This is a genomic window from Alteromonas sp. I10 (assembly GCF_003201515.1).
In the GTDB taxonomy this organism is placed as follows: Bacteria; Pseudomonadota; Gammaproteobacteria; order Enterobacterales; family Alteromonadaceae; genus Alteromonas; species Alteromonas macleodii.
This window is the reverse complement of sequence record NZ_QJJN01000002.1, coordinates 1-24,899: the sequence shown is the minus strand read 5'-3', so window position 1 is coordinate 24,899 and position 24,899 is coordinate 1. Positions and strand designations below refer to the sequence as shown.

The following is a 24,899-nucleotide window of genomic DNA, read 5'->3' as shown; positions in this document are numbered from 1 at the left end:
AAATAAAGGTTCAGTGTATCGAATTAAAGATGGGTTTGCGATGGTCTCGCGGTCGTTTTAATCACATTAAGAATTCATAACACAACTTATAGAAATCAATTAAAAAGGGCGCGGAAGCGCCCTTTTAGTTTTTATGTCTATTGAGCATTAGTTGTTAAGCTAATTCGCGATAGCAGTTATACCGCATCTATTTACCCAAGCTGGCGTTTAGATCGTGACGTAAATCGAATCGGTCTAGCGTCATCACTTTGGTCCAAGCGTCGACGAAGTCTTTAACAAAGTGGCTTTTCGCGTTGTCGTAGGCATAAACTTCGGCCACTGCACGCAGCTCACTGTTTGATCCAAAGACCAGATCTACAGGCGTACCTGTATACATAACTTCACCAGTAGTTCTGTTTACACCTTCATATACCGACGGGTTATCTGTTTTTCTCCACTTAACGCCCATATCAAGAAGCGTTACGAAGAAATCGTTGTTAAGCGTGCCTACTTTGTCAGTAAATACACCGTGGCTAGTGCCACCTGTGTTTGCTCCCAATGAACGCAAACCACCAAGCAAAACAGTCATTTCTGGTACTGTTAGATTAAGCTGATCGGCTTTGTCTACCAGCATGTCGGTTGGCGAACGATAGCTAGCTTCTGCGTTGTAATAGTTTCTAAACGCATCGGCTGTTGGCTCTAACAATGAAAACGAATTAACGTCTGTTTGCTCTTGGGTAGCATCAGTTCGACCAGGAACCACTGGCACAGTAACCTTGACGCCAGCATCTGCCGCTGCTTTTTCAATTGCTGCCGCGCCGCCAATCACAATGAGGTCAGCAAGCGATACTTTCTTCTTAGAAAACATGCGTGAATTGTAGTCTTCTTGCATCTCTTTAAGCTTAGAAACAACGGCTTGAACGGTTTCAGGCTCGTTGGCTTCCCAATTCATTTGCGGTTCAAGGGCAATACGAGCACCGTTCGCTCCACCGCGTAAATCAGATGCTCGGAAGCTAGATGCTGCCGCCCATGCTGTTTTCACAAGTTGCTGAACGGTTAAACCACTGTCTAAGATGTCAGCTTTAAGTTTCTTAACGTCTTTATCAGAGATCGCTTTATAGTCAGCTTTAGGCACTGGATCTTGCCAGATGAAGTTCTCTTCTGGGATATCGTTACCCAAGTAACGTGCCTTAGGACCCATATCACGGTGAGTTAGCTTGAACCACGCTTTAGCAAATGCCGTTTGATACTCTTTGGGATCCGCTAAGAAGCGCTCGGCAATTTTTCGATACTCTGGATCGTACTTAAGCGCCAAGTCAGCTGTGGTCATTACAGGAGGATTTTTCTTACCTTCTACATGCGCATCTGGTACTGATTTATGAAGCGATTCATCGGTAGGGATCCACTGGATAGCGCCGGCAGGACTGCGAGTTTGCTTCCACTCAAAGCCCAATAAGTTTTGGAGATATAGGCTCGTCCATTTAGTAGGTAGCTGTGTCCAAGCACCTTCCAAACCGCTCGTTACTGTGTCTTCTGCATTGCCTTTACCGCAGTTGTTCTTCCAACCTAGTCCCTGCTCTTCTAAGCCTGCACCGCCTGGCTCAGCTTCTAAACAATCAGCAGGCTTGTGTGCGCCGTGCATTTTTCCAAATGTATGACCACCCGCTATTAGCGCAACGGTCTCTTCATCATTCATCGCCATACGGCCAAATGCAGTGCGAATATTTTTCGCAGATCCCATCGGATCAGGCACACCTTTAGGGCCTTCAGGGTTAACATAGATCAAGCCCATGTGCGTTGCCCCCAACGGGCGCTGAAGCTTACCGTCGCGCTCTTCACGATCGCTCGCAAGCATTTCCACTTCTGGGCCCCAATAAACCATGTCAGGTTCCCAGTCGTCGGTACGACCACCCGCAAATCCATAGGTGTCAAAGCCCATGTTCTCCATGCCTACAGTACCCGCAAGGATCATTAAGTCGCCCCAAGATAAACTTTCACCGTACTTTTGCTTAATAGGCCAAAGCAAGCGACGCGCTTTATCAAGGTTTCCGTTGTCTGGCCAGCTGTTCAGCGGATCAAAACGCATTTGACCACCGTCACCACCGCCACGACCATCTAGCGTACGATAGGTACCTGCACTGTGCCATGAAAGTCGAATGAAGAAAGGACCATAATTTCCGAAGTCGGCCGGCCACCAATCTTGAGAAGTAGTGAGTAGCTCATTAACATCTTTTTTTACTTGGTCGAGATCTAGCTTAGCGAATGCCTTTGCATAACTGAAATCATCACCTAGTGGGTTTGAGCGATTATCGTGATCTCTTAACGGAGAGAGATCGAGCTGATCAGGCCACCAAAATTGATTATTTTTCGCTTGAAAAGCTTTAGCAGTGCCCGTGCCTTTAGCACCCGCAGGCTTACTAATTTGATCGTTGGCAATAGCCCCTGTTGCACCAAGCGATAGGGCAACAAGTACTGATAATGTGGTTTTTTTAAACCTGTTTATAGTCATGGTCTTTTCCCGTCTGAGTTTGTTGTAGTTACCAAAGCGTGAGTGCGAATCACACCACCAATTTGTTAACATTTTGTTTACCTCATAAGCAGTTAAAAGATAGACAGGCTTAGAGAATATTTACAGTTGATAAAATGAATTCAACTGATTAGAAAATCCAATCAATGAAAAGTTTATTAATTTCAATACCTTAAAAACCCAGTTCACTTTATAACGTAAACGACTGTCGCTCAGTAGAACTATGTAATGCGGAAAATGAGCTAGATCTGTGAATCTCTTTCAGAGATTGGGAAATTTTTTCGCTTCTTGAAGAGTGAAACTTTTCCATACTTTCTATAAGCGGCTAAATAACCAACTAAAAAGTGTCGGTTTATGTAAAGTTTTCATCTAATTGAAATACATTCTGCAATTTCTACCATGGCACAGCAATTGATACAGAGATGATGCAATTAAAGACGCATTAACTTCAGATAAGAAGTCGATGGAATGTTAAAGAAGTAATGAGGATGAACTTATGAAAAACACACTTAAGACACTTACCGGACTTGCAGCTGTTGCCTCTATCAGTGCTATGGCTTCATTCGGTGCGCATGCTCAATCAAATCAAATTGAAGCAAAAGACAGTGGTTTTTATGTAGGTGGTAATTACGGTTACCTACGCGTTGAAGGTGAAGATGACTTTGACGATGACAAAGATGTTTGGCAAGGCCTTGTTGGATATAAATTCAATGAGTGGATTGCAATTGAAGGTGGTTACATTGATTTTGGTGATTACGGTAACGACCTTGCAGGTGCTGAAACAGACGGCTACACAGCGGCGATCAAGGGTATTCTTCCATTAACAGAGCGTTTTTCTCTCTACGCGAAAGCAGGTCAACTTTGGTCAGAAACCGAGTATAACTTTGCTGGCGTTTCACGTGATAACGATGACGAAAGCTTGTTTGTAGGCGCAGGTCTAAGCTACGCGATTACTAGTAACTTTTTAGTAAACGCCGAGTACACTGTTTATGATACAGAGCTTGATGCAGACGAAGCGTTTGATGACATCGACGACACCGATTTTGAAACCGATCTTAAGCAAGCCAGTATTGGTGTTGAGTATCGTTTCTAAGACATTTGTTGCCTCACGTTTAACAACGTGACTTAATGAGAATGCTAAAGCCTTGGCAACACAGCCAAGGCTTTTTTTGCTTTTTGCTACCCGTCTATTTTCTGGATGAGCTGCGCCAGTTCCTCAATTTTTGACACTGTCGTTTTAACTAAGTTGTCAATTTCATTGGATGAGGACTGGGAGTTACCTGCTAACGTTCGTACTTCATCAGCCACAACCGCAAACCCTCTTCCCATTTCACCTGCTCGTGCCGCTTCTATCGCTGCATTTAGCGCTAGCAAATTAGTTTGCTCAGAAATAGAATTAATTGTGCCCACTATATTACTTATAGTCTGGCTGGTAACCAGTAGCTCTTTCATAGAATCTTGAGTATCGTTCACCGCTTGTTTTCTAGAGGTGATATTAACGGCAAAAAAGACATAACGTGTTACTTGCCCGTTAAAGTTCTTAAGTGCGCTGATTCTCGCGTCAAAGGCAAGATAACGCCCAGCCACTTGAAACTCAGTAATTTTTGAAACAAAACCAGCGCTCTCTAGAGTAGACTTGTCCTCTGCAGAAAGACTATTCATTACCTCATCTGCAAATGATTCAGAGCTCATTACCCCGTTCAATGTGTCGCGTAGTAGTTTGTTTGCCTCAACGACTTCACCATTAGGCTTCATTTCAAGAAGAACAAGTGCACTGCCTATAGCTTTTAATTTGTTAGTAAAATCTAAAGCCATTTGCTTAACACGAGTAATATCAGCCTGAACCGCGATAAAGTTAACGAGTTTTTCTTCTTTGAAAACGGGGTTTATTGATAGTGAAGTCCAGTAAGGTGTACCGTCCTTTCTATAGTTAAGAATTTCATCATAAAATGCTTCGCGGTTTTTAATTTTTTGTCGTATCACATCCACAGTACGTTGATCGGTTTCCTCACCTTGTAAAAATGATCCAGGTTTCTTGCCTTTTACTTCGTCCAGCTCCCACCCCGTCAACCGGTAAAACCCGTTATTAACGTACTCTATGAGACCATCTGCATCAGATATAATGACGGCATTGTCTGTTTCGTTGGCAACCAGCGAAAGCATACGTTGTAACTCTCGCTGCTCTACTTCTTCTGTTACATCTTTAATAAATGCTGTGTAGAGGGTTCGGTCAGCCAGCCTTACTTTAGACAAAGACAGCCTGCCCCACAGGCTTTTACCGTCTTTCCGCTCCACTTTAACTTCGCGGCTGGTTCCGACAATTTTGTCTTGGCCTGTTTCTCTATTTGCGTTGACATAGTTATCGTGGTTCGCTTGAATCGCCTGAGGCACTAACATCTTCACATTTTGGCCAATTACTTCATCTCTTGTGTATCCCCATAGCTTCTCAGCGGATGCGTTGAACAAGGTTACGTTGTTGTTTTCATCGATACACACCACAGCATCTAACGCTTGCTCTAATGTTTGCTCCACTATTTCGCGAGACTCTCGCTCTTCTGTAACGTCTCGAACGAAAGCGGTGTAGTGCTTCTTTCCTGCAACAATAACCTGAGATAAAGCAAGCTGAACCCAAATTCGCTCCCCACTTTTTGTTTCTAATTCGACTTCTCGCGAGCTGCCAACGATTTTATTAACATTTGTTTGTCGATGAGAATTAACGTAATTGTCGTGATTTGCTTTGTGTTCGTGGGGAACCAATAGTTTGATATTTTTGCCTAGTACCTCGTTTGGCGTATAGCCCCATAACTTTTGAGCGGCATCGTTGTAAAACGTAATGTTGTTTTTTTCATCTATGGTAACTACAGCCAAGATTGATTGAGCAAGCGCCTGTTTCGCCGCATTTTCCTTTGAAAAAAACTTCATTTATCTAGACCTTCTCATTAAATTTTTTAAGTTATATAGGAGATCTTTCCCTGTTTTTCCAACTGTGAATATTAAACTCATTTCACAGTGAAAATATTACACATTGCGAACTGATACATCTTACACACGAGCTCAAAAACTCTAATTATCTATAAAAATCATTTATTTACATTTTTCGCTCTTACGTTTTATAGAGGTACAAATTCTGCAACAGAATACAAATAGTGAAAAATGAATAAATAGGAAAAGTCACATGCAATCAGGAAAGAGTGTATTTCAACCCGGTCAAAACTGTTGGGTAGAGAGCAAGGCTCGCTTTTCTACACCTTTGATAGATTGCGGAAACTATTATAAAGCCTTGCACAGCTCTATCGTTAAAGCTAAGCACAGTATCTTCATTGTGGGATGGGATATAGATAGCCGCATTCGCTTGCTGCGAGGCGACGACGAAGCGAACAGTGAAGCACCGAGCGTAATAAGTGATTTACTTAAGTGGAAAGCTGAGCAAAATCCTGACATTAAAATTTACCTGCTACGTTGGGACTCATCGCTAGCCTTTTTCGCACAGCGCGAAATGTGGGCAAAGGAAGTGTGGGAAGAAAAAACTCCAGACAATGTGCAAACCGAGCTCGATGACACGATTCCGATGGGCGGAAGCCAGCACCAAAAAATTGTGGTTATCGATGATGAACTCGTATTCTCAGGTGGAATGGATGTATCCACTAACCGCTGGGATACCCGTGACCATCCCGTAGTTTCAGAAGAGCGTGATGGGCCTGATGGGGAGTATGGTCCTCTTCATGATGTGCAAATGGTATCAAGTGGACCTGTAGTAGCCGACTTTTCAAAATTAGTTCGATGGAGGTGGCAGCGTGTTGCTGACTCTTCACCTATTGATATCCGCGAGGACGCGCGCATTGATGAAAATGCCCCGTTGCCTGATGCTTGGCCACAAGATTATCCTCCCCTTTTTGAAGACGTAGAGTGTGCACTTGCCAGAACAATTCCATTTATGGATGAGGTCGAGCCTGCTCAAGAGGTACGTCATATGCTGCTTGATCTTATCGGTGAAGCAGAGTCTGTAATCTACATTGAGAATCAGTTCACAACGCGTCAGGAGATCGCTGAAGCGCTAAATAAGCAGCTCAAACTGAAACCTAATCTTTCGGTCATTATCGTAAGTTCCTACGAGCCAAAAGGTAAGTTTGAATGCGAAGCATTTTGGGCAAGCCGCATAGAATTCAAGGAAATTTTAGAAAAAGGGATTGACCCTAAGCGAGTAAAACTGACTTATTCTTCAATTGAAGACATGCAAGGCCGCAAGGCATACAAGCGCATCCACTCCAAAGTGATGACCATCGATAACAAATACCTTGTTATCGGGTCATCAAACTTGAGTAATCGCTCAATGACGCTAGACACCGAAATCGACACGGTGTTGTTCGGTAGCACTAAGGACAATCAGGCGTGTATTGAGCAAGTGAGAAACGACTTACTCGCAGAGCACACGGGACGCGATATTGATGCAATGCCAGCGTTATTCAACAATGAATATCCGGTTGAAGCATTAATGCAGGATCAGATAGCACACGGCTACGTACTTACCGAAGTTCGCGATGAGGTGTTTACCGAACAATCCGTTAAGAATGTGTTCAGAGCGTTATCTGACCCTGAAGAACCCCTTATTTCGGTGCCAACCTTTGATGGAGCTGCTATGCCTGCTCGTAACCCAAGACGTCGCAGTATTATGATTTTGATTGGTCTTGCCATCATTGCTGTTCTTGGCGGGCTTATGTTTTGGGCTAGCCAGTCCATACCATGGTTAAGTTCCGACAGCATTAACGCCTTTCTAGAGAAAAGTCGTGGAACCTACTTTGCTCTGCCTACCGTGTTACTGGTCTATGTGGTCGGCGGCGTTTTATTCTTCCCGGTCACTGTACTGTCACTTGCTGTGGCTGCTATTTTTGGTCCTATATGGGGGCCCATCTACGGTATCATGGGAGCACTAATGAGCTCTGCAATCATGTTTGGAATAGGCAAGCTATCAGGCAACGCGGGGCTTAGAAAAATTGGAGGTCCAAAGGTAGCTGCCGTTGATGAAAAACTAAAGCGTAGCGGTATCGTTGGCGTCGCGGCCATTCGAATGTTGCCTGTAGCGCCCTTTAGTTTGGTGAATTTGGTAGCGGGTATCTCATCTATTGGCATTTTCCAGTTTTTAGTGGGGACATTTTTAGGCATGTTCCCGCCCATGATTGCCAAAGGGCTTGTGGGTGATTCGATAGCACAAATTTGGCAAAACCCTTCTGTGGAAACCATTAGCTATTTAGTTGGCGGAATCGTTTTATGGGGCCTTATGATTTGGGGCTCGCAAAAATTTGCTCGCTACTACCAAGCTCGGAAGGAGTCGGGGAATCAAGATACTGCCAGTGATAATAGTGACAAAGATGAGGTAGAGAAATGTGCCGCATAGTGACCTACAACATTCACAGCGGAATAGGTAGAGACAAAAAGCACGATTACAAACGCATAGGGCAATTCTTGGCAAACAGTGGCGCCGACGTGGTGCTGCTGCAAGAAATGGATACTCGTCCCTCTGAGCGAAGTACAGCACAGGACGTTAAAGATATCTGCGCTGAAAACACGTTTAAGCTCATTCCATCACCAGCCATTAGGGAATCTGATGGCTGGTATGGCAACGCCATCCTAACTCGCTTTGACGTATTAGCGCACGATACACTGGATGTAAGCCAAAACGGGCGACAGCCTAGAAATGTTCAGATTGTAGAGCTCAAGACAGAGAAGACCCCCCTTACGGTGGTGAATACCCATAAGGGGCTCAAGAAGCTAGAACGTCGCTCACAGTTTTCTTTGCTTCATGAGCACCTTTCTTTGAAGATGAAAGAGAAGCAAATCCCTCTAGTTCTAGCCGGTGATTTCAACGAGTGGCAGTTTTTCTCAAAAGCGTTTAAAGCACTTAACGAATTGCTATTACAGCAAAAAGTGGGGGCAACATTTCCAAGCCACTTTCCTGTATTTGCACTTGATAGAGTATGGGTGTCTGACGACATCAAGGTAAAAGCGTGCAGAAAATTAAAAAATGCGAAAACTCGAATCTTGTCAGATCATTTACCTGTGCTTGTTGATATTGAACTGCCCCAGAACGACTAACCCAGTGCTCTTTTGCACTTAACGGGTTGCATTATTCTCGTCGTACGCGAAATTTAGCATCATCTTGTATTGGCACAGTGCTATGCAGGTTGCGCTATGAACGATGAAGCGGCAAATTCTAACGTACCGCACCAGTGTTTCAGTGCGTTTTCTTGGGCCACTACTTTTCTGAGAATATCAATGATCGGACTGCTATCTAGTAGCGTCTTGGCACTTTTGTTTGTCGCAGCGAGTACAGTACGCTGCATTTCTGGCTGTGTTATTTTCAGTGATGAAACTAGGCCAGACTCCTTTAAATGAAAAATAGCTGATGTAGGAAGGATCATCACGCCTTCTCCCTGCATAACTTGCCTAAGGCCAGTCATGAGTTGTCCAGAATAAGCCAAATCGTGCTGCAAACTAACGCCCGTTGCTTTTTCATAGTCAGCAATTAGTTGACCCAATGCATCTTTGTTACCCGGTGATAGCAAAGGTAATTCACTGATTTCCCAAAAACGGATCGTCGTTCTATCTCGAAGCTTGGCGTATTGTTCACACGATGAGGAGGCAGAAAAAACCAAATGAAGATCTTCTTGAATTAGCGGTGTGACTCGCATGAATTTAGGGTCGACAGCTTGCTGATAAGTAAGCGCAACATCCACCTGCTTTGACTCAAGCCAATCATTAATGGTGTAAGACGGTCCAGTGCTGATTTCGACTTTGAGCCCTTTATGGTTAGCCGTTATCTCCGTGAGCAGCGGTAAAGAAAGCACATTTCCGATTGACGGTAGCATTCCTATTTTTACTACCTTCTTTTGTCCAGTTTGAAAGGCTTCCAATGCGGCCTTAACGTTGTCTATTTCGGTTAGCAGCTTTAATGCATGTTTATAAAAAACTTCGCCCGCCGATGTTAGGTTTACTCCCGAAAAACTTCTTTCAAGCAGCGTCGCTTTCATCTCTCTTTCTAAACTTGCCAACTGCTGACTAATGGCGGGTTGAGCGATATCCAATGCTCTCGCCGCCGCAGCAATACTCCCCTTACGCACAGTCATAACAAAATAATGCAGCTGTTTTGAATGCACTTGCCCTCCTTACAAAGGTGGTGAGTTCTAGAACGGGAACGGTTTAATGAAGACCGCAGCAACGAATATGCCATTCCATTAAGTTATATGAAGCAAAATTGTAAAAATGGGCTAAAAGCAGTGGGGCATGAAAATCTTGTCTTCCTCCATACTTAAGTCTAATAGCATTAAATTAGCGCCCTGTGAGACGGCTCAATATTTTTCTTATACCCCTGAATAATCTTCTTTCTTCCTGCAAAGCCAAAGAGTTTTTAGCCTTGTTCTTGTACACGAGTAGCTAGACAACAATAACAAGATGCTTCTCGCATCAAAGTAGTGCTCGTGCGTGCCTAAAAAGAGTGCAGATTTTAATAATCCACACCCACAAAACTAAGTAGCAATAAGCACGATTGGGAACACAAATGAAACAGAAAAAGCTCCACACTGCAGTACGTTACGCACTTACCGGATTAACACTTTTCACTACTTCATTGCTTGTACAGGCGCAAGAAGTGACTGAAGAAACCACAGAAGCCAAAGACCTAGAACGCATTGCCGTTGTTGGTGCCCGCGGTGCACCGCGTTCGGTGACCAGCTCCCCTGTACCGGTTGATGTACTCACCGCCGAAGACGTTGAAGCCGTTGCGTTTACCGATATGAACAATGTCCTTATGACACTCGTTCCCTCTTATTCCGTAGGCCGTCAACCCATTTCCGACGGCGGAACGTTTATCCGTCCAGCAACGCTTCGAGGTATGCCCACCGATAAAACGCTTGTTTTGGTTAACTCTAAACGTCGTCACAGGGCCGCACTTGTTTCAATTGGCGGTTCTGGCACACAGGGGCCAGACATCGCAACTATTCCCACCGCAGCAATTCAAAGTGTTGAAGTGTTGCGCGACGGTGCAGCTGCGCAATATGGCTCAGATGCCATTGCAGGTGTTATCAACTTTCAATTAAAAAATAACACCGAAGGCGGCTCGTTCACTGCCGACTACGGCAGCTACTACGAAGGAGATGGCGATCAAATTACCGTTACTGGGAATAAAGGTTTCGCGTTAGGCGACGATGGCTTTTTCAGTATTTCAGCCGAATACTCTGACAGCGAGGCCACCTTTCGCGGTGAGCAATATTGTGAGCCATGGTTTTGTGTGGATGACCAGTCAGATCAATACATCGCTGATGCTACGGCCATGGCCAACAGCGTTCATGGTTCAGACGTAGTCCAACCATGGGGGCAACCAAATACAAGCGGGACGCGTGTTTTCTTTAACGCCGGTTACGCACTATCCAGTGAACTTGAACTCTACGCATTCGGTAACTATTCAGAAAGTGAAGGTGACGGTTCATTTTATTATCGCTATCCAGGCAATGGCACCATTGAAGACATTCGACTAGAGGACGGTTCAATCTGGAACCCACTAGAGTTCTTCCCCGGTGGCTTCACGCCTCGTTTCTTCGGTGATGTGACTGACTACTCATTTGTTGGTGGTGTTAAGGGCATGTCGGGCGACCTTACTTATGATATCAGTGGTCGTTACGGCAATAATGAAATCTCTTACACACTAGCCAATACCATTAACCCGTCACTGGGTAACGAGTCACCTACTTCATTTAAGCCGGGTGACTTAACCAACGAAGAAACACAGATTCAAGCTGACTTCACCTATGACTTGAACCAGTATGTTCTTGCCTTCGGTGCAAGTTACTTAGATGAGTCGTACGAAATCTCTGAAGGCGAGCTAAGTTCCTATTTTGCAGGCTCTTACGCCACATCTGATCCATGGGAGTTTTGTAACGACGACTACACTACTACGGCACTGGGCGCTGCTGTCATTGCTAACGGTTCAACTCTGAATTGTGCCAACTACACCAGTGCTGACAGTAACGACGATGGGGTTGAAGATGATGGATTCGCTGGAGTAGACGCCGTTTATACTGTTGTAGGCGTTGGCTCCAACGGCTTCCCTGGCTATTCACCAGACTATTCGGGCTCATACGAGCGTGACTCATATGCGGTATACACGGATATCTCTGGTGACATTACAGACGAGCTGTTTGCTCAGGCTGCGCTGCGTTATGAAGACTATTCTGATTTTGGCTCAGAAGTAGTATACAAAGTAGCAGGGTTCTATCAGTTTAGTGATGAAGTAGGCTTTAGGTCGTCTTTTGGCACTGGCTTTAGAGCTCCTACTCCAGGTCAGCAAGGCACGACCAACGTATCTACACGTCTGCCCGATGGCTTCCCAGTAGCAACAGGTTTGTTCCCAGCCGGCGGCGAAGTAGCGCAGGCGCTTGGTGCCAACGAGCTTTCACCCGAAAAATCGACCAACTTTACGCTGGGCATGACTGCGAACTATGGCGATTTAACGCTCACTGTTGATTACTACAACATCAAGCTTGAAGACCGCCTTTACTCTGTGTCTACCCGAGATGTTTCCACCACTGTCGTTACCGACCCTCAAGCAGACGGTTATGACGCATACCAAAACTATCTAGCCCTAGCAGGTGCCAATGTTTCTGGCGCCGAGTCCATTGGTGGTGTGTTCTTCTTCCAAAATGCTTTCGATACCGTAACCGAGGGCGTGGACGTTGTTGCTACTTACAAGATGGAATCGAAGTATGGCGCAACCGTGCTAACCGGCTCTGTGAATTACAACAAAACAGAATTCGATTCTGATCCGAGTGAATACTTGAACGCTGAGGATCAGTTCGACTTTGAAAATGGCCGTCCCGAAATGCGTGGTGTCTTCTCAGTTACCCACAGTTACGACGTGTGGTCTGCCGTTGCACGTCTTAGCTATTTTGGCGAATACGAAAATGCGGGAAGCGATGACGGGGTAAACGCCACGAATATTCAAACCTTTGGTGACGAATATATGTTCGATATAGAGGGCTCCTATCTTATTAACGAAAACCTCACCCTGTCAGTGGGGGTAAGAAATCTCTTCGACAATTACCCAGATGTGAGTACTAACGGCGACGCCTGTTGCGGTGAAGTCTATGACTCTGCCTCGGTGGTTGATTGGCAGGGAGGATATTACTACACCCGACTTGCAGCCCGTTTTTAACTGGCTCCTTGCAAACACCGACATAAGTCGGTGTTTGTGTATGTAGTTAACTGTATATAAGAAAAACTTAAAAGGTCATTCATGTTTAAAGCTGTTTCATGCGGAGTAAAAAGCAAATGGAAATAGAGCTACTGTGGTTTGTAGTTACTTTGTGTATAACTGGTGCCATTGCAGGTATCACGGCAGGTCTGTTTGGTAATGGCGGGGGGTTTGTTGTCGTGCCTGCTCTTCTCGCTGTTTTTCCGTTTTTTACTCCTCCATCAGAAGCCCTCGTTAAGGTAGCCATCGGAACATCATTGGCATCCATTGTTGTATCAAGCGCTCGGTCAGTGATGGCGCATCGCGCTAAAGGTGCGGTGGATTTTGACATTCTTCGCTCGTGGAGTATTTGGCTTATTCTTGGCGTTGGTGGCGGGCTGCTCATCGCAAACAACTCCAGCGCCAATGGTTTAACGGTCGTGTTCGCCGCTGGTGTTCTACTTTACTCCGTATACTTCCTTTTCCCTGAGTTCGTTGTAAGACCCGGGCTTGTTTTCGATATGCCTAAAGGCATAGGCAAAGCGGTTTTGGCGTTTGTTCTGGGTGGTTTCTCTGCTCTGCTTGGCATAGGCGGCGGTACGCCGACAGTAATCACTATGGTGATGTGCCAGCGCACCATTCAACAGGCTGTCGCGACCGCCGCAGGAGTCGGCTTTCTTATCGGGCTTCCAGGGGCCATTGGCTTTTTGTTTATGAAGCACCCTGAAACCGCCTCGTTGCCGGTAGGCACTATTGGCTACATCAATATACCTGCGCTTATTGCTATCAGTATTGGGGCAATCTTTACCGCTCCAATCGGAGCCAAAATGGCGCACAACTTCAGTGAAAAGAAGCTAAAGCGCTTATTTGGCATCTATCTCGTCATTGTTTCTAGCGCAATGTTCTATAAAGCCATTTAAAAGAAGAAGGAGACAACCCGTGAGTTATAACCGTTCAAGACGCTTGTTTATTGGTGGCACAGTTGCAGCGTCAGCAATAGGTGCGAGTGGCATAAGTCACCTTGTGAGCGCCCAATCTGTTAGCGCAAGCGCTTCCCCATCGTCTGTTATGTATGGACCAAAGCCTGGGGTTGCAAAGCTCAATGCCAATGAAAACCCGTTTGGGCCGAGCCCGAAAGCGCTAGACGCTATCGCAAAAGCATCGGCGGAAGGTGGAGCCTACTATGCTTATCCTGCCGCTATGACACTATTGGATATGATTGCCGAGCGCTATGGCATTACTCGAAAGCACATTTCTTTGAGTGCAGGTTCAAGCCCTATTCTTTCCTACGCCGCCCTTGCGGCCAGCAAGAATGGAAAAATTCTGGGCCCGGACCTTTTTTGGGACACCACGTCTAAAGCACCTGAAAAACAAGGTGCGCCAGAAATAGTGAGAGTTGCTAATACGGCAGAGCTTGATATTGACCTTGATGCCATGTACGCCGCAATAGACGACTCTATTGGTATGGTGCACATTTGCAACCCGAACAATCCAACGGGAAAAGTGCTCGATCCGAATAAGCTTCGCGAATTCTGCATAAAAGCATCTAAAAAAACACTGGTGTTGGTCGACGAGGCATATAACGAGCTTATCGATGAGCCTCCTAAGCATTCAATGATTCCGCTCGTTAAAGCTGGTCATAATGTCATTGTAGCGAGAACCTTCTCAAAGATTTATGGCTTAGCAGGTATGCGCGTGGGCTATTTAATCGCATCAGAGGAAAACACTGAGTGGATCAATCGCTATGGCATGGGCGGCTATACATTGAATCAAGCAGGCCTTGCCGCGGCTATCGCCAGCTACAATGACGATGCCTTTTTAACTTTCTCTAAAGAGAAAATTTATGAAGGTAAATCTATGGTTATGGACGCAGTAAAAGCAAATGGATTGACAGCGCTACCTTCTAGTACTAACTTTATTTTTGTTAATTTAGGTGACGGCAACGCAGAGTACTTCCGCCAAGCCATGGCTGAACAGGACGTGCTGATTAGAGGAATCTACCGTACGTACGACAACTGGTCTCGCGTAAGTATGGGAAAAATTGGCGATGTAAAACGCTATGTTGATGCCATGCCCAGTGCACTTGAAAAAATGTACACTATGCAAAATACTTAGCTGCAAGGGTGTGCATTGTCGGCCGATGCACACCTCGCTACTTATAGACTTAAATTTTCTGCTACTTCCTCGTTTACTCTCCTAGTCATTTTCAACTAAAAGTCTAATACGCATAAAAGTCACTTCTGTCATATACTCATTTTAAAGCGCCACTGCTCAAAGAATACGCTGATTGGAAAATTTTTACGGTATTGTTGCAGTAACGCTAAAGTTGCACATACTTTACTAAAAAGGCATCGCATTAAATGCCGCTCTAGGAGGCTGTAAATGTCAATTTCTGTATTAGTAGCTGATGATTCTAAGTTGTCGAGGCGTAGTGTGATTCGCTCACTTCCGCAAGATTTAGAGTATGACATCACCGAAGCAACAAACGGGCAAGAAGCCATAAATGCGCTGTCAGAAAGTGAATTTGCATTGGTACTTTTAGACCTAACCATGCCAGAAGTTGACGGCGTTGGTGTGTTGGAATTCTTGCACCAAAGGCCCGACGCCCCAAATGTAATTGTGATTAGCGCTGACTTTCAGCCAGAAAAACAGAAAATTGTCATGTCTCTGGGGGCAAAGCGCTTTTTACGCAAACCGCTTGATAAAGAAGAATTAGCAATGTCGTTGTTTGAGTTGGGGTATCTATGAGCATTGTACTACCACTAGACGAAGAGCAAAGAGATGCCCTTCAAGAACTCCTAAATATTTCCATGGGGCAAGCGGCTAACTCTCTTGCGCAGTTAATTGAAACCAAAATTGATATTTCTATCCCAAAAATCTCAGCGGTTACTCCCACCCAGCTTTACAGTCTCTTATTTGAAACCGAAGACGCTTTCTATACCCGTCAGTCTTTTTTAGGCGACGTACACGGCGAAGTGATGTCTGTGCTATCTCAAGCTGGATTGAGTGAGGTCGCAACGTTAATGGATTACGATGAACCATTAAGCAAAGAAGACATTCAAGAGATTATCTTGGAGCTTTGTAACATTTTGGCAGGTGCGTGTTTGGCTGGTCTTTCCGACCAGTTGGAGCTTACCACTAACTTGAACATGCCCACGTTATTCTTGCCCGATAAAGCGAACTTCGATGAGTTGCAATGGCAGCACAGCTTAGTGATGGAAGTGCAGTTTATTATCGCGATCTCGTCGTTTAGCATGCGCGTTGTTTTCTGCTTAGACGATGAATCTCTTGCACGCATGAAAGACACATTGGATGAGTTACTCGCATAATGTTTGAACAACTGGTAGGTAAATTACCTGTCGGAATTGGTATAGTCGATGAGAGCTTTAAGGTTGTTTATCTAAACGACTTCTTTTTAGATCGACTTCCTCACAATATGCGCGACTGCTATAAAGAAACGCCAGTTGTTGAGTTATTTCAAGGACAAGGTAAGTTTCTAAAACGTAGACTAAAGTCAGTTTTTGTACTGCAGCATCCTAGCTTTAGCTATTGGGAACAACGCCCCCACATCTTTCCGTTTAAGAGCTCTCGCCCTATAACGGGTGAAGAAACACAGATGTATCAAAACATGGAAATCTTGCCCATTAAAGACAAAAACACAGGGCAAAAATTGGCGTGTATTTTTCTGCAAGATGTGACCGCCCAAGCTAGCTATTTTAGAGCCCAGCAAAAGCTTTCAGAAGCGCTGAAAAAAGAACACGAAGCGCAAAAAAAGTTAATTCGCAAACTCGATACCGCACAAAGTCAGCTTATTCAAGCAGAGAAAATGGCTTCTACTGGTCAGCTAGCGGCGGGGATCGCCCACGAAATTAATAACCCTATTGGTTTTGTGAGCGCTAACCTCAATACACTTGAGCAATACGCAACTCACCTTATTGCGATTTGTGATGGCGTTCAGGGGCAACTCGAACACTTCACCGACGAACTTAAAGAGCAGATTGACGCACTGTTTGAGTCTAATCACTACGACTTATTAAAGGACGATATTACTGAGCTAATTGCCGAGTCTACAGACGGTCTTACCCGCGTAAAAGACATCGTCGAAAACCTTAAGAACTTTTCGCTGGAGACTACTGAAGGCGTGCAGATAGTAGATATCTGCGCCGTGTGTCACCAGCTGATCACGCTTATTTCCGCCCAGTACAGCACGCCCCAATATAAATTTGAATGTGAATTAGAGAAAGTGGAGGTAATGGGAAACCCTGGGCCGCTGAAACAGGCGCTAATGAACGTCATGATAAATGCTGCGCAGGCCATAGAAGATAGGGGCTTCATTAAACTCACTGTGCTCGATTCACCTACGTTGGTGACCATCAAAATACTGGACTCGGGTTGCGGTATTCCTACAAAACATCTAAAGCGAGTCTTTGAACCCTTCTTTACTACAAAGCCCGAAGGGCAAGGCCAAGGGCTGGGCCTTTCTGTGGCTTACACCGCCATTGAACAACATCAAGGTAAAATATCTATTAGCAGCAAAGAGGCAAAAGGAACCGTGGTAGAGATCACCATTCCGAAACAGCCTGCAGCACAGCCCCCGTCCAGTGAAGATAATGAAGAGAATAAAGAAAACGAAGCGGAAAATTCTCAAACGGCCTAGAACACAGATAGCCCAGTACAGAGTAAGACGTTGTTAATCCTCACTCTGTTTGTATGTCCTCTGACTGAACTAACAAGCAAGCTTTTTTACTTCACAGGCTTTAAATGTATACACACCCTTGCTGTTTAACGTCCGCGAAATGACTCCTTCATTAAGCAAGTAATTAAGGTGAGACAAACACTCTGCTACTGCAAACACCATGTTGCGACTAGAGAGCTTGCGCTTAAACATAACCGGTAATAGCTCTACGACCGTTTGAGGTTGCTCGCAAGCATTTAACAGTGCTTTTAGGTGCTCGTGATGATGAGCAAGAAGCGAATCTACTCGCTCATGCAGGCCGATAAAGGGCAGCTTGTGAGCAGGTAATACTATCGCACCTTTGGGCAAATTCTTGAATTGCGGCAGCGTAGAAAGGTAGTCGTCTAAGGTGTTGGCATCAGGCTCTGTTGAGTAGGCGCCAATGTTTGGCGTGATAATCGGCAAAATATGATCGCCTGATATGAGAATATTTTTTTGCTTATTGTAAAGGCACGCATGCTCAGGAGAGTGGCCGCGGCCAATGATGATCTGCCATTCGTTACCGCCAAGCGACAGCGTCATACCATGCTTTAGACGTGTGTAGCTAATAGGTAGTGGTGAAACGACGCTGCTGTAGCCGTTGCCTTCACCAGAAGTAAGCTTTGCGATCATGGATTCGTCTAAACCTGCTCGTTGGTAGTATTGCACATCCCGGTCATTCGTTGCGCCATTTCTTCCTGCCGCAAACGCTCTGGCAGTAAAGTACTCAGTTTGAGACATATAAAAGGGAACATTATACGTGTCGGCTATCCAGCCCGCTAACCCTACATGATCAGGATGTAAGTGCGTAACGATGACACCAACTATTGGCCCGTCTAATTGCTTGAATATACGCTCCCACAGCGCTTTGGTGGTGGACGTTCCTATGCCAGTATCAATGACCACCCAACCGCCTTCACCGCGGATCAGGTACAAATTTATGTGGTCAAGTTCAAATGGAAGCGGCATTGTTAGCCAAAGAACACCATCGGCCACTTCTATTAGCTCGCCCGGCTCTACCTGTTTATCGAATAGATATTCCATATCGCCCTCACCTTTTCTATCGTGCATGGTCTAACGTGCACAAAGACTGTACGTTTTCGTTTTAACTCGCGCTGCTTACAAAAACAAACATATCTGTCGAATAGAGATCTATAGGAGTAGGTGATAACAAACGTTATACTAAGCCTACTGCCGTTTCTCGTGCACAGTGGTAGCGCATTTTTATTGCACCTTTGCGCCAGTTATTGAACAGATAATGGTAATGCGAGTTTATAAAACGTACACGCCCATGAGGCTATTTAAAGAAATTAACGTCAACAAAGCCGGTTAGTAAATCAGATCCATGTCAGCCTCAACAATACAACAAGGGTTCATACTCAATAAAAGTACGTTTACCCGGCGAGGCAAGGTGCATGTTGAGCTATGGGTAAAAACGCCCAGTAGCACCGCTAGGTTAATTTCTTCACCCCAATACCCCACTTGCTTTGTATCTGTTGATCACGCCAATGATTTACGCAATATCGCCGAGCGTATTTCAGCAAAGATCAGTGTTTCAGATGACGGGTTTCACACGCTGGAACAAGTTCCTGTTGCGACGGTAAAAACCGCAACCGAATCACATATGCATCAGCTTCGCCAGCATGCGCAGGAAAGCAGTATTATATTGTACGAAGCGGATATTCGCGTTGCCGATCGCTACTTAATGGAGCGCTTTGTGTATGGTGCGGTGGAATTTCTGGCTCCGCAAGATTTCGACGATACGCCTCAGATCGTTATAGAAAATGCGCAAATCAGACCCTGTCAATTCAGAACCACATTTACATCACTTAGCATAGACATCGAATGCAATGAGCATGAAGAACTCTTTAGCATTGCGTTAGCCGGTGAAGGACTCAACGTTGTGCTGCTTCTATGCCCGCCACGTTTTGTTGGGCAAACATTACAAGGACAAGAAGACAGCGCGTACGAGTTCATTACCGTTGAATCAGAAAAAGTACTGCTTGAAGCATTTTTTTCTTATCTTACATCCTACGACCCAGATATCATTTTAGGCTGGAACGTTAAACAGTTCGATATGGCGGTACTTGAACGCCGCGCTAGGGCTAACTCGCTAAAGTATGCTATCGGCCGCCATGGCAGAGAGGCTTCTGTAAGACAGTGGGAAGATCAAACCCTCGTTGATGTGCCAGGACGATGCGTTATTGATGGTATCGAAGCACTAAAAACAATGACTTATCAATTCGAGTCGTTCTCGCTCGATCACGTATCTGAAGAACTGCTTGGCGAAAATAAGCTTATTCAGGCTGCAGACAAGCTTGAAGCGATAAAGCGTCTTTATCATAGCGACCCTGTTGCACTCGCTAACTATAACTTTAAAGATACGGAACTGGTCAATCGCATTCAGGATAAAACCCAATTTATCGATTTTCTGGCACTGCGCAGTATTCTCACCGGCCTAGATATGAGTCGCCCCGGAGGGTCAGTGGCCGCGTTTTTAAATGTGTACTTGCCTAAGCTTCACCGCAAGTCTTATGTCGCGGGGGTAAGACCTGAAAATGGAGGCTTGGCTAGTCCGGGTGGTTATGTCATGCGTTCCCAGCCAGGTTTATATAAAGACGTTTTAGTCCTAGATTTTAAGAGCCTGTATCCTTCCATCATTCGTACATTTAAAATCGATCCGTTGGGACTTGCAGAAGGGCTTAAGTCCCCCCACACGGCGATAGAGGGTTTTAAAGGCGCAGTATTTAGCCGCGAATCTCATTTTCTACCTTCCATCATTGAAAACCTATGGCTTCAGCGCGACGAAGCCAAAAAACAGAATGACGCACCGCGCTCTCAGGCCATCAAAATATTAATGAACTCCTTCTATGGTGTGCTTGGTAGTGGAGGTTGCCCTTTCTACGATCCTCGCCTGGCTAGCTCAATCACATTAAGGGGTCACGAAATTATGCAAACCACTGCGGGTTGGATTGAAGAACTAGGCTATACGGTTATTTACGGCGATACCGACTCAACATTTGTTCATGTAGAAGGGAATGATGCACTGGGTACGCCCCCAGAGACTGGACTTGAGCTCGCTAGCATTATTAATCGAAAGTGGACAGAGTTACTAAAAAGTGAGTTCGACATTGATTGCCACTTAGAAATTGAGTTTGAATCTCACTTTTCTACGTTTTTTATGCCGACGATCCGAGGCTCTTCCGAAGGCAGCAAAAAACGTTACGCAGGAATGAAGGGCGGTGAACTTGTCTTTAAAGGCTTAGAAAATGTCCGCTCTGATTGGACGGTACTAGCTAAAACCTTCCAGTACGAGCTGTACAAAAAAGTGTTTACTGGACAGCCTGTTGAAGACTACATAAATAGCACGATAGCAGCGATAAAGTCCGGTGAAATGGATCACGCTTTGGTCTATAAAAAGCGGCTGCGAAAGCCTTTGTCGTCGTATACCAAGTCGCTACCTCCCCACGTAAAGGCAGCGCGATTAGCGGACGAGTACTATAAAGAACAGGGGTTGCCACTTCGCTATCAGTTTAATACTACCATTGCTTATGTTATTACAGTACAGGGCCCTCAAACAGCAGAAACCGCCACGGCCCCCCTTCAATATGACCACTATATTGAAAAGCAAATCCAACCCATTGCCGATAGTATCTTGCCTCTTATTGGCCTGAATTTTGAGACAATAGCGAACGATCAACTCTCGCTGTTTTAATCTCATTAATGGGGTTCTATCTATATCTGAGAACAGCTTAAGTTTGACGTATGAAGATCTTGCAAACACTGCGACAATTTAACATAGCAATAACATTGAAAACCTCGCCTTAAATTTTTATTACCTCACTAAATCAGTTAGTTATGCATTTGGCACATTCAATGAATAATGAATTACGTAAGTCATTAGCGGTGTCAGATTGAAACTTACTTCCAATCTGCACCTATGTTGAGGTCTGTGGACCTAGTGGTTAGGGCAATTGAACGCCCGAGTTCACTGTAAAAGCCAGAAGGAATTTGATTATGAAGATCACAAAACTAAGTATGATTACCAGTGCTGTTATTGCTGCAACACTATCTGCTTCAGCAGTAGCAGGCCACCACGAAGAGAAGATCTCGGTGGGATTTAACGCAATGGATAAGGATGGAAACGGCTATATCGTCGGTTCAGAGTCTTCTGGCGTTATTGACAGTAAGCTTCTCGCAAAAATGGATACCGATGGTGACAGCATGATTAGCCGTGTTGAATTCAACAAGTTTGTTGATGAAAAACCATCAATGTTTAGCGACGACATCATTACTCAGGTGAAAACTGACGGCACCAATGACGCTCTACTCTCGGAAAAGGGCAACCCTGAATTATTCTCTAAAGCAGACGGTGAAATGATATCAGAGAAGAATAAGGAGCTTCGTACTGAAATGTCAGCCACAGCCGACAATAAGTTTACTGAAATCGATGTAGACAGCGACGGTAAGCTTACAGCCGAGGAGTTAAAGGTTGCACATGTCGAAGGTGACTTTGAGATGATGGACGAAAATGGCGATTCTTACGTTACCCGTATGGAATATCGTGCCTACTTCGAAGGTATTGAGTCTGAATAGACACTCACCTTTCGTAAAGTAAAAATTTTTAGGAAGCCTCCTTCGTCGGAGGCTTTTTTGTTTCATTAAAGTCGAGACAATTTTCTTTAGACATCAAATACATTGTCACTTTTGGTTATTACTCTCTTTTCAGCGTGTACGACGAGTCACACAAATTCATCGTTGAATAACCCCATATACGACTAACATCTTGTCGACAAAACCCGTTTGCAACAATATTGTTAATAAAGATTGAATTATTTGTTTTATTCGTTGCGTATTCAGCATTTACTGCAATTGTTGCCATTGGTTATTTGGAACCAAAAGCCGAAACAGCCAACTCTATTATTTATATATAAATCAGATGCGTACGCGCATGGAGGCAAGATATGATGGAATCAAAATTTACACCGAACTCACTACTCCCTCTTCAGAAAAGTGAGTTTACTGGCTCTGATGACGCTGAGCTGACGTCGCTCACTATCGGTCAGTATTTCAAAAATGTTGTCGACAATTATGGCGATAACCCAGCGATTATTGTAAAACATCAAGACGTTAGCTGGACCTATCAGCAGTATTGGTATGAAGTAGAACGTGTTGCTTGCGGCTTACTTGCAAACGGTGTAGAACCTGGCGACCGTGTGGGTATATGGTCTCCGAACAATATCGAATGGTCGATCGTACAGATGGCCACTGCGCGAATCGGGGCGATCATGGTATGCCTGAACCCTGCTTATCGTCCTAATGAATTAGCGTTTGCCATTAATAACGTTGCCGTAAAATACTTAGTCATGGCGCAGTCATTCAAGCAGTCAAATTACGTCGCCATGTTGAAAGAGCTTGCGCCAGAAATAGACAGCCAAGATAAGAACACACCAAAGCGTCCGCTAACGCTTGCTAAGTTGCCTTCACTTAAATATGTATACACTATTGGCGATAAGCCTGTAGAAGGATTACAGGCTTTTTCTGCATTGCAAATAGAACCAACGGAAGCGCTTAAATCTCAGTTGGAGGCCGTTGAATCGAACCTTAGCGCGGATGATAACATCAATATTCAGTTTACCTCTGGCACGACGGGAAATCCGAAAGGCGCAACGTTAACGCACCGAAACATTCTAAATAATGGGCTATTAGTATCACAAGCAATGAGGTTCACACACAAAGACAAACTTTGTATTCCTGTTCCGCTTTACCACTGCTTTGGAATGGTATTGGGCAACTTAGTTTGCTTAGCATCAGGTGCATGCGCAGTATTCCCCGGGGAGTCATTCGACCCTGAGACAACACTCCGTACAGTAGAAGAAGAAAAGTGCACGGGATTACATGGCGTACCAACCATGTTTATTGCCGAACTCGAACTATCCAACTTCAAAAACTTTGATCTATCAACACTAAGGACAGGTGTCATGGCAGGTAGTACCTGTCCAGAAGAGCTCATGCGAAAGGTTCATAGTGAATTTCATATGACAGAAGTCGTCATAGGTTATGGTCAGACAGAGTGTAGCCCTATCAATCATATTACTGACATTGACTCGCCATTTGAAAAGCAGGTCAAAACCGTAGGACGCGCTATGCCCCATACAGAAGTGAAGATCATAGATCCCCAAGGCAATACGGTGCCTATTGGAGAACCTGGCGAAATCTGCGCGAGAGGCTACTGTGTAATGAAAGGTTATTGGGGTGATGAGGTTAAGACGAAAGCCACCATAGACGATGAAGGTTGGCTTCATTCGGGTGATCTCGGAGAAATGGACGAAGAAGGCTATGTCACAATAGTTGGTAGAATAAAGGACATGATTATTCGCGGCGGCGAGAATATTTATCCACGAGAAATTGAAGAAGTCTTATATCAACATGCGGATGTGTCAGACGCCGCTGTCTTTGGTATTCCTGACAACAAATATGGCGAGCAAGTATGCCTATGGATTAAGGCAAAGGAAAATCGACATATAGACGAAGATCAGATACGCGACTACCTTAAATCCAAACTAGCCTACTTTAAAGTACCCAAATACATCAGCGTTGTGAAAGAGTACCCAATGACAGTAACAGGGAAGCTTCAGAAGTTTAAAATGCGCGAATACATGATAGAAACACTGAAGAAGCAAGCCCTACAAACCGAAGCATAATCCCAGCAAGTAGTGGGGTCAGAGTACATTTCGAAAATTGGGGTCAGAGTACTTTTTAAAAGATAACGCTCTAAAGTACACTGACCCTACATTCGTATTTCCAACGCTTGCACCTACAGTCTGTACCTATCTACCGTATTTTCAAACTGCCTGTTACATATCCTAGAGAGTTAAAGAGCCCGGATTATTTAGTTAGCCCACAATAATGGGGTCAGAGTACATTTCTTTTTTTAACTAGAGTGAGAGCCAAAAAGTACTCTGACCCCTTTACTCCTGAGTGAAAAGACTAAAGGTCTGTATCGGAGTTTGTGCGCCTTAAACTATTCGATAAATGAAACTTTCACAGTAACTAGAAGTAGGTAAAAAGAGCAGTCGCAGAGAAACACATTTTAATAATGGGGTCAGAGTAGATTGTACTTCTCTAAAAAATGGAGGTTAGAGTACATTTCTCTGAATTAGCTGCACTTAGGGATAAGGGAATGACTATGTTCTGATGTTTAAAGTTATAAAGTACTCTGACCCCAATTTGAGGTTTTGCTTGGGGTGATGGGGATTAATGTACTCTGACCCCATTTTTTCTTTCTTCCAAACGCAAAAAACCCGCCGTTAGGCGGGTTTCTTTAAATGGGACCTGGCAGTGTCCTACTCTCACATGGGGAAGCCCCACACTACCATCGGCGCTAATACGTTTCACTTCTGAGTTCGGAATGGAGTCAGGTGGTACCGTATCGCTATGGCTGCCAGGAAAAACTGGTA

General features: G+C 44.7%; 16 protein-coding genes and 1 rRNA gene. 12 read left to right on the top strand and 5 right to left on the bottom strand.

Annotated features, from left to right (window positions below; translation table 11 throughout):
* Positions 1 to 187: 187 nt before the first annotated feature.
* Complete coding sequence (katG, locus tag BZA03_RS04525) at positions 188 to 2,488, bottom strand: catalase/peroxidase HPI (protein WP_110288093.1); 2,301 nt, start codon at positions 2,486 to 2,488, stop codon at positions 188 to 190.
* A gap of 514 nt (positions 2,489 to 3,002) precedes the next feature.
* Between katG and BZA03_RS04520 the strand changes: the two genes are divergently transcribed.
* Complete coding sequence (locus BZA03_RS04520; RefSeq protein ID WP_014949483.1) at positions 3,003 to 3,599, top strand: porin family protein; 597 nt, start codon at positions 3,003 to 3,005, stop codon at positions 3,597 to 3,599.
* A gap of 86 nt (positions 3,600 to 3,685) precedes the next feature.
* Here the strand turns inward: BZA03_RS04520 and BZA03_RS04515 are convergent, their stop codons facing one another.
* A complete protein-coding gene (locus BZA03_RS04515) occupies positions 3,686 to 5,428 on the bottom strand; it encodes a PAS domain S-box protein (RefSeq protein ID WP_110288092.1) in 1,743 nt (580 codons plus the stop codon).
* 253 nt (positions 5,429 to 5,681) lie between these two features.
* Here BZA03_RS04515 and BZA03_RS04510 point away from each other — a divergent pair, with 253 nt between their 5' ends.
* Both BZA03_RS04510 and BZA03_RS04505 read left to right on the top strand, forming a co-directional pair.
* Entirely contained in the window at positions 5,682 to 7,898 is a 2,217-nt protein-coding gene (locus tag BZA03_RS04510) for a VTT domain-containing protein (protein ID WP_110288091.1), read from the top strand.
* Positions 7,886 to 8,596: an endonuclease/exonuclease/phosphatase family protein gene (locus BZA03_RS04505; RefSeq protein WP_014949486.1), complete on the top strand. Its 711-nt coding sequence runs from the start codon at positions 7,886 to 7,888 to the stop codon at positions 8,594 to 8,596. Before BZA03_RS04510 ends, BZA03_RS04505 begins: the two co-directional genes overlap by 13 nt.
* Before the next feature lie 80 nt (positions 8,597 to 8,676).
* On the opposite strand, the gene BZA03_RS04500 is transcribed toward BZA03_RS04505, so the two are convergent.
* Positions 8,677 to 9,657 carry a LysR family transcriptional regulator gene (locus BZA03_RS04500; protein ID WP_014977398.1) on the bottom strand — a complete coding sequence of 327 codons (981 nt, stop codon included), beginning with the start codon at positions 9,655 to 9,657 and terminating at the stop codon, positions 8,677 to 8,679.
* A gap of 401 nt (positions 9,658 to 10,058) precedes the next feature.
* On the opposite strand from BZA03_RS04500, the gene BZA03_RS04495 reads away from it, so the two are divergent.
* The 6 genes from BZA03_RS04495 to BZA03_RS04470 all read left to right on the top strand — a co-directional run bounded on the left by BZA03_RS04495 (position 10,059) and on the right by BZA03_RS04470 (position 17,382).
* A complete protein-coding gene (locus BZA03_RS04495; protein ID WP_110288090.1) occupies positions 10,059 to 12,707 on the top strand; it encodes a TonB-dependent siderophore receptor in 2,649 nt (882 codons plus the stop codon).
* 116 nt (positions 12,708 to 12,823) lie between these two features.
* Positions 12,824 to 13,645, top strand: coding sequence for a sulfite exporter TauE/SafE family protein (locus BZA03_RS04490; protein ID WP_014949489.1), 822 nt, complete (start codon positions 12,824 to 12,826; stop codon positions 13,643 to 13,645).
* Between the two features lie 19 nt (positions 13,646 to 13,664).
* Positions 13,665 to 14,840 carry a histidinol-phosphate transaminase gene (locus tag BZA03_RS04485; protein WP_014949490.1) on the top strand — a complete coding sequence of 392 codons (1,176 nt, stop codon included), beginning with the start codon at positions 13,665 to 13,667 and terminating at the stop codon, positions 14,838 to 14,840.
* 267 nt (positions 14,841 to 15,107) lie between these two features.
* On the top strand, positions 15,108 to 15,473 hold the full coding sequence (locus tag BZA03_RS04480) for a response regulator (protein ID WP_014949491.1): 366 nt from the start codon (positions 15,108 to 15,110) through the stop codon (positions 15,471 to 15,473).
* Entirely contained in the window at positions 15,470 to 16,054 is a 585-nt protein-coding gene (locus BZA03_RS04475) for a chemotaxis protein CheX (RefSeq protein ID WP_014949492.1), read from the top strand. The genes BZA03_RS04480 and BZA03_RS04475 overlap by 4 nt, the downstream gene beginning before the upstream one ends.
* The gene (locus BZA03_RS04470) at positions 16,054 to 17,382 is read left to right on the top strand and encodes a sensor histidine kinase (RefSeq protein ID WP_039225910.1); all 1,329 of its coding nucleotides are present in this window, start codon (positions 16,054 to 16,056) and stop codon (positions 17,380 to 17,382) included. Before BZA03_RS04475 ends, BZA03_RS04470 begins: the two co-directional genes overlap by 1 nt.
* A 69-nt stretch (positions 17,383 to 17,451) precedes the next feature.
* On the opposite strand, the gene BZA03_RS04465 is transcribed toward BZA03_RS04470, so the two are convergent.
* Positions 17,452 to 18,483 (bottom strand): MBL fold metallo-hydrolase, encoded by a 1,032-nt coding sequence (locus BZA03_RS04465; RefSeq protein WP_110288089.1) that lies wholly within the window; start codon positions 18,481 to 18,483, stop codon positions 17,452 to 17,454.
* A 301-nt stretch (positions 18,484 to 18,784) separates the two neighbouring features.
* Here BZA03_RS04465 and BZA03_RS04460 point away from each other — a divergent pair, with 301 nt between their 5' ends.
* The 3 genes from BZA03_RS04460 (at position 18,785) to BZA03_RS04450 (ending at position 24,143) form a co-directional block, all read left to right on the top strand.
* Entirely contained in the window at positions 18,785 to 21,154 is a 2,370-nt protein-coding gene (locus BZA03_RS04460; protein WP_258364581.1) for a DNA polymerase II, read from the top strand.
* 302 nt (positions 21,155 to 21,456) lie between these two features.
* Positions 21,457 to 22,035 (top strand): hypothetical protein, encoded by a 579-nt coding sequence (locus BZA03_RS04455; RefSeq protein WP_110288088.1) that lies wholly within the window; start codon positions 21,457 to 21,459, stop codon positions 22,033 to 22,035.
* A 368-nt stretch (positions 22,036 to 22,403) separates the two neighbouring features.
* The gene (locus tag BZA03_RS04450) at positions 22,404 to 24,143 is read left to right on the top strand and encodes an AMP-binding protein (RefSeq protein WP_110288087.1); all 1,740 of its coding nucleotides are present in this window, start codon (positions 22,404 to 22,406) and stop codon (positions 24,141 to 24,143) included.
* 629 nt (positions 24,144 to 24,772) lie between these two features.
* Here the strand turns inward: BZA03_RS04450 and rrf are convergent.
* A 5S ribosomal RNA gene (gene rrf / locus BZA03_RS04445) occupies positions 24,773 to 24,888 on the bottom strand.
* Positions 24,889 to 24,899: the final 11 nt, after the last annotated feature.

Bases quoted from the DNA above. Each gene is read 5' to 3' on its own strand.
- katG (WP_110288093.1), bottom strand. From the start codon at position 2,488: ATGACTATAAACAGGTTTAAAAAAACCACATTATCAGTACTTGTTGCC.
- BZA03_RS04520 (WP_014949483.1), top strand. From the start codon at position 3,003: ATGAAAAACACACTTAAGACACTTACCGGACTTGCAGCTGTTGCCTCT.
- BZA03_RS04515 (WP_110288092.1), bottom strand. From the start codon at position 5,428: ATGAAGTTTTTTTCAAAGGAAAATGCGGCGAAACAGGCGCTTGCTCAA.
- BZA03_RS04510 (WP_110288091.1), top strand. From the start codon at position 5,682: ATGCAATCAGGAAAGAGTGTATTTCAACCCGGTCAAAACTGTTGGGTA.
- BZA03_RS04505 (WP_014949486.1), top strand. From the start codon at position 7,886: ATGTGCCGCATAGTGACCTACAACATTCACAGCGGAATAGGTAGAGAC.
- BZA03_RS04495 (WP_110288090.1), top strand. From the start codon at position 10,059: ATGAAACAGAAAAAGCTCCACACTGCAGTACGTTACGCACTTACCGGA.
- BZA03_RS04490 (WP_014949489.1), top strand. From the start codon at position 12,824: ATGGAAATAGAGCTACTGTGGTTTGTAGTTACTTTGTGTATAACTGGT.
- BZA03_RS04480 (WP_014949491.1), top strand. From the start codon at position 15,108: ATGTCAATTTCTGTATTAGTAGCTGATGATTCTAAGTTGTCGAGGCGT.
- BZA03_RS04475 (WP_014949492.1), top strand. From the start codon at position 15,470: ATGAGCATTGTACTACCACTAGACGAAGAGCAAAGAGATGCCCTTCAA.
- BZA03_RS04470 (WP_039225910.1), top strand. From the start codon at position 16,054: ATGTTTGAACAACTGGTAGGTAAATTACCTGTCGGAATTGGTATAGTC.
- BZA03_RS04465 (WP_110288089.1), bottom strand. From the start codon at position 18,483: ATGGAATATCTATTCGATAAACAGGTAGAGCCGGGCGAGCTAATAGAA.
- BZA03_RS04460 (WP_258364581.1), top strand. From the start codon at position 18,785: ATGTCAGCCTCAACAATACAACAAGGGTTCATACTCAATAAAAGTACG.
- BZA03_RS04455 (WP_110288088.1), top strand. From the start codon at position 21,457: ATGAAGATCACAAAACTAAGTATGATTACCAGTGCTGTTATTGCTGCA.
- BZA03_RS04450 (WP_110288087.1), top strand. From the start codon at position 22,404: ATGATGGAATCAAAATTTACACCGAACTCACTACTCCCTCTTCAGAAA.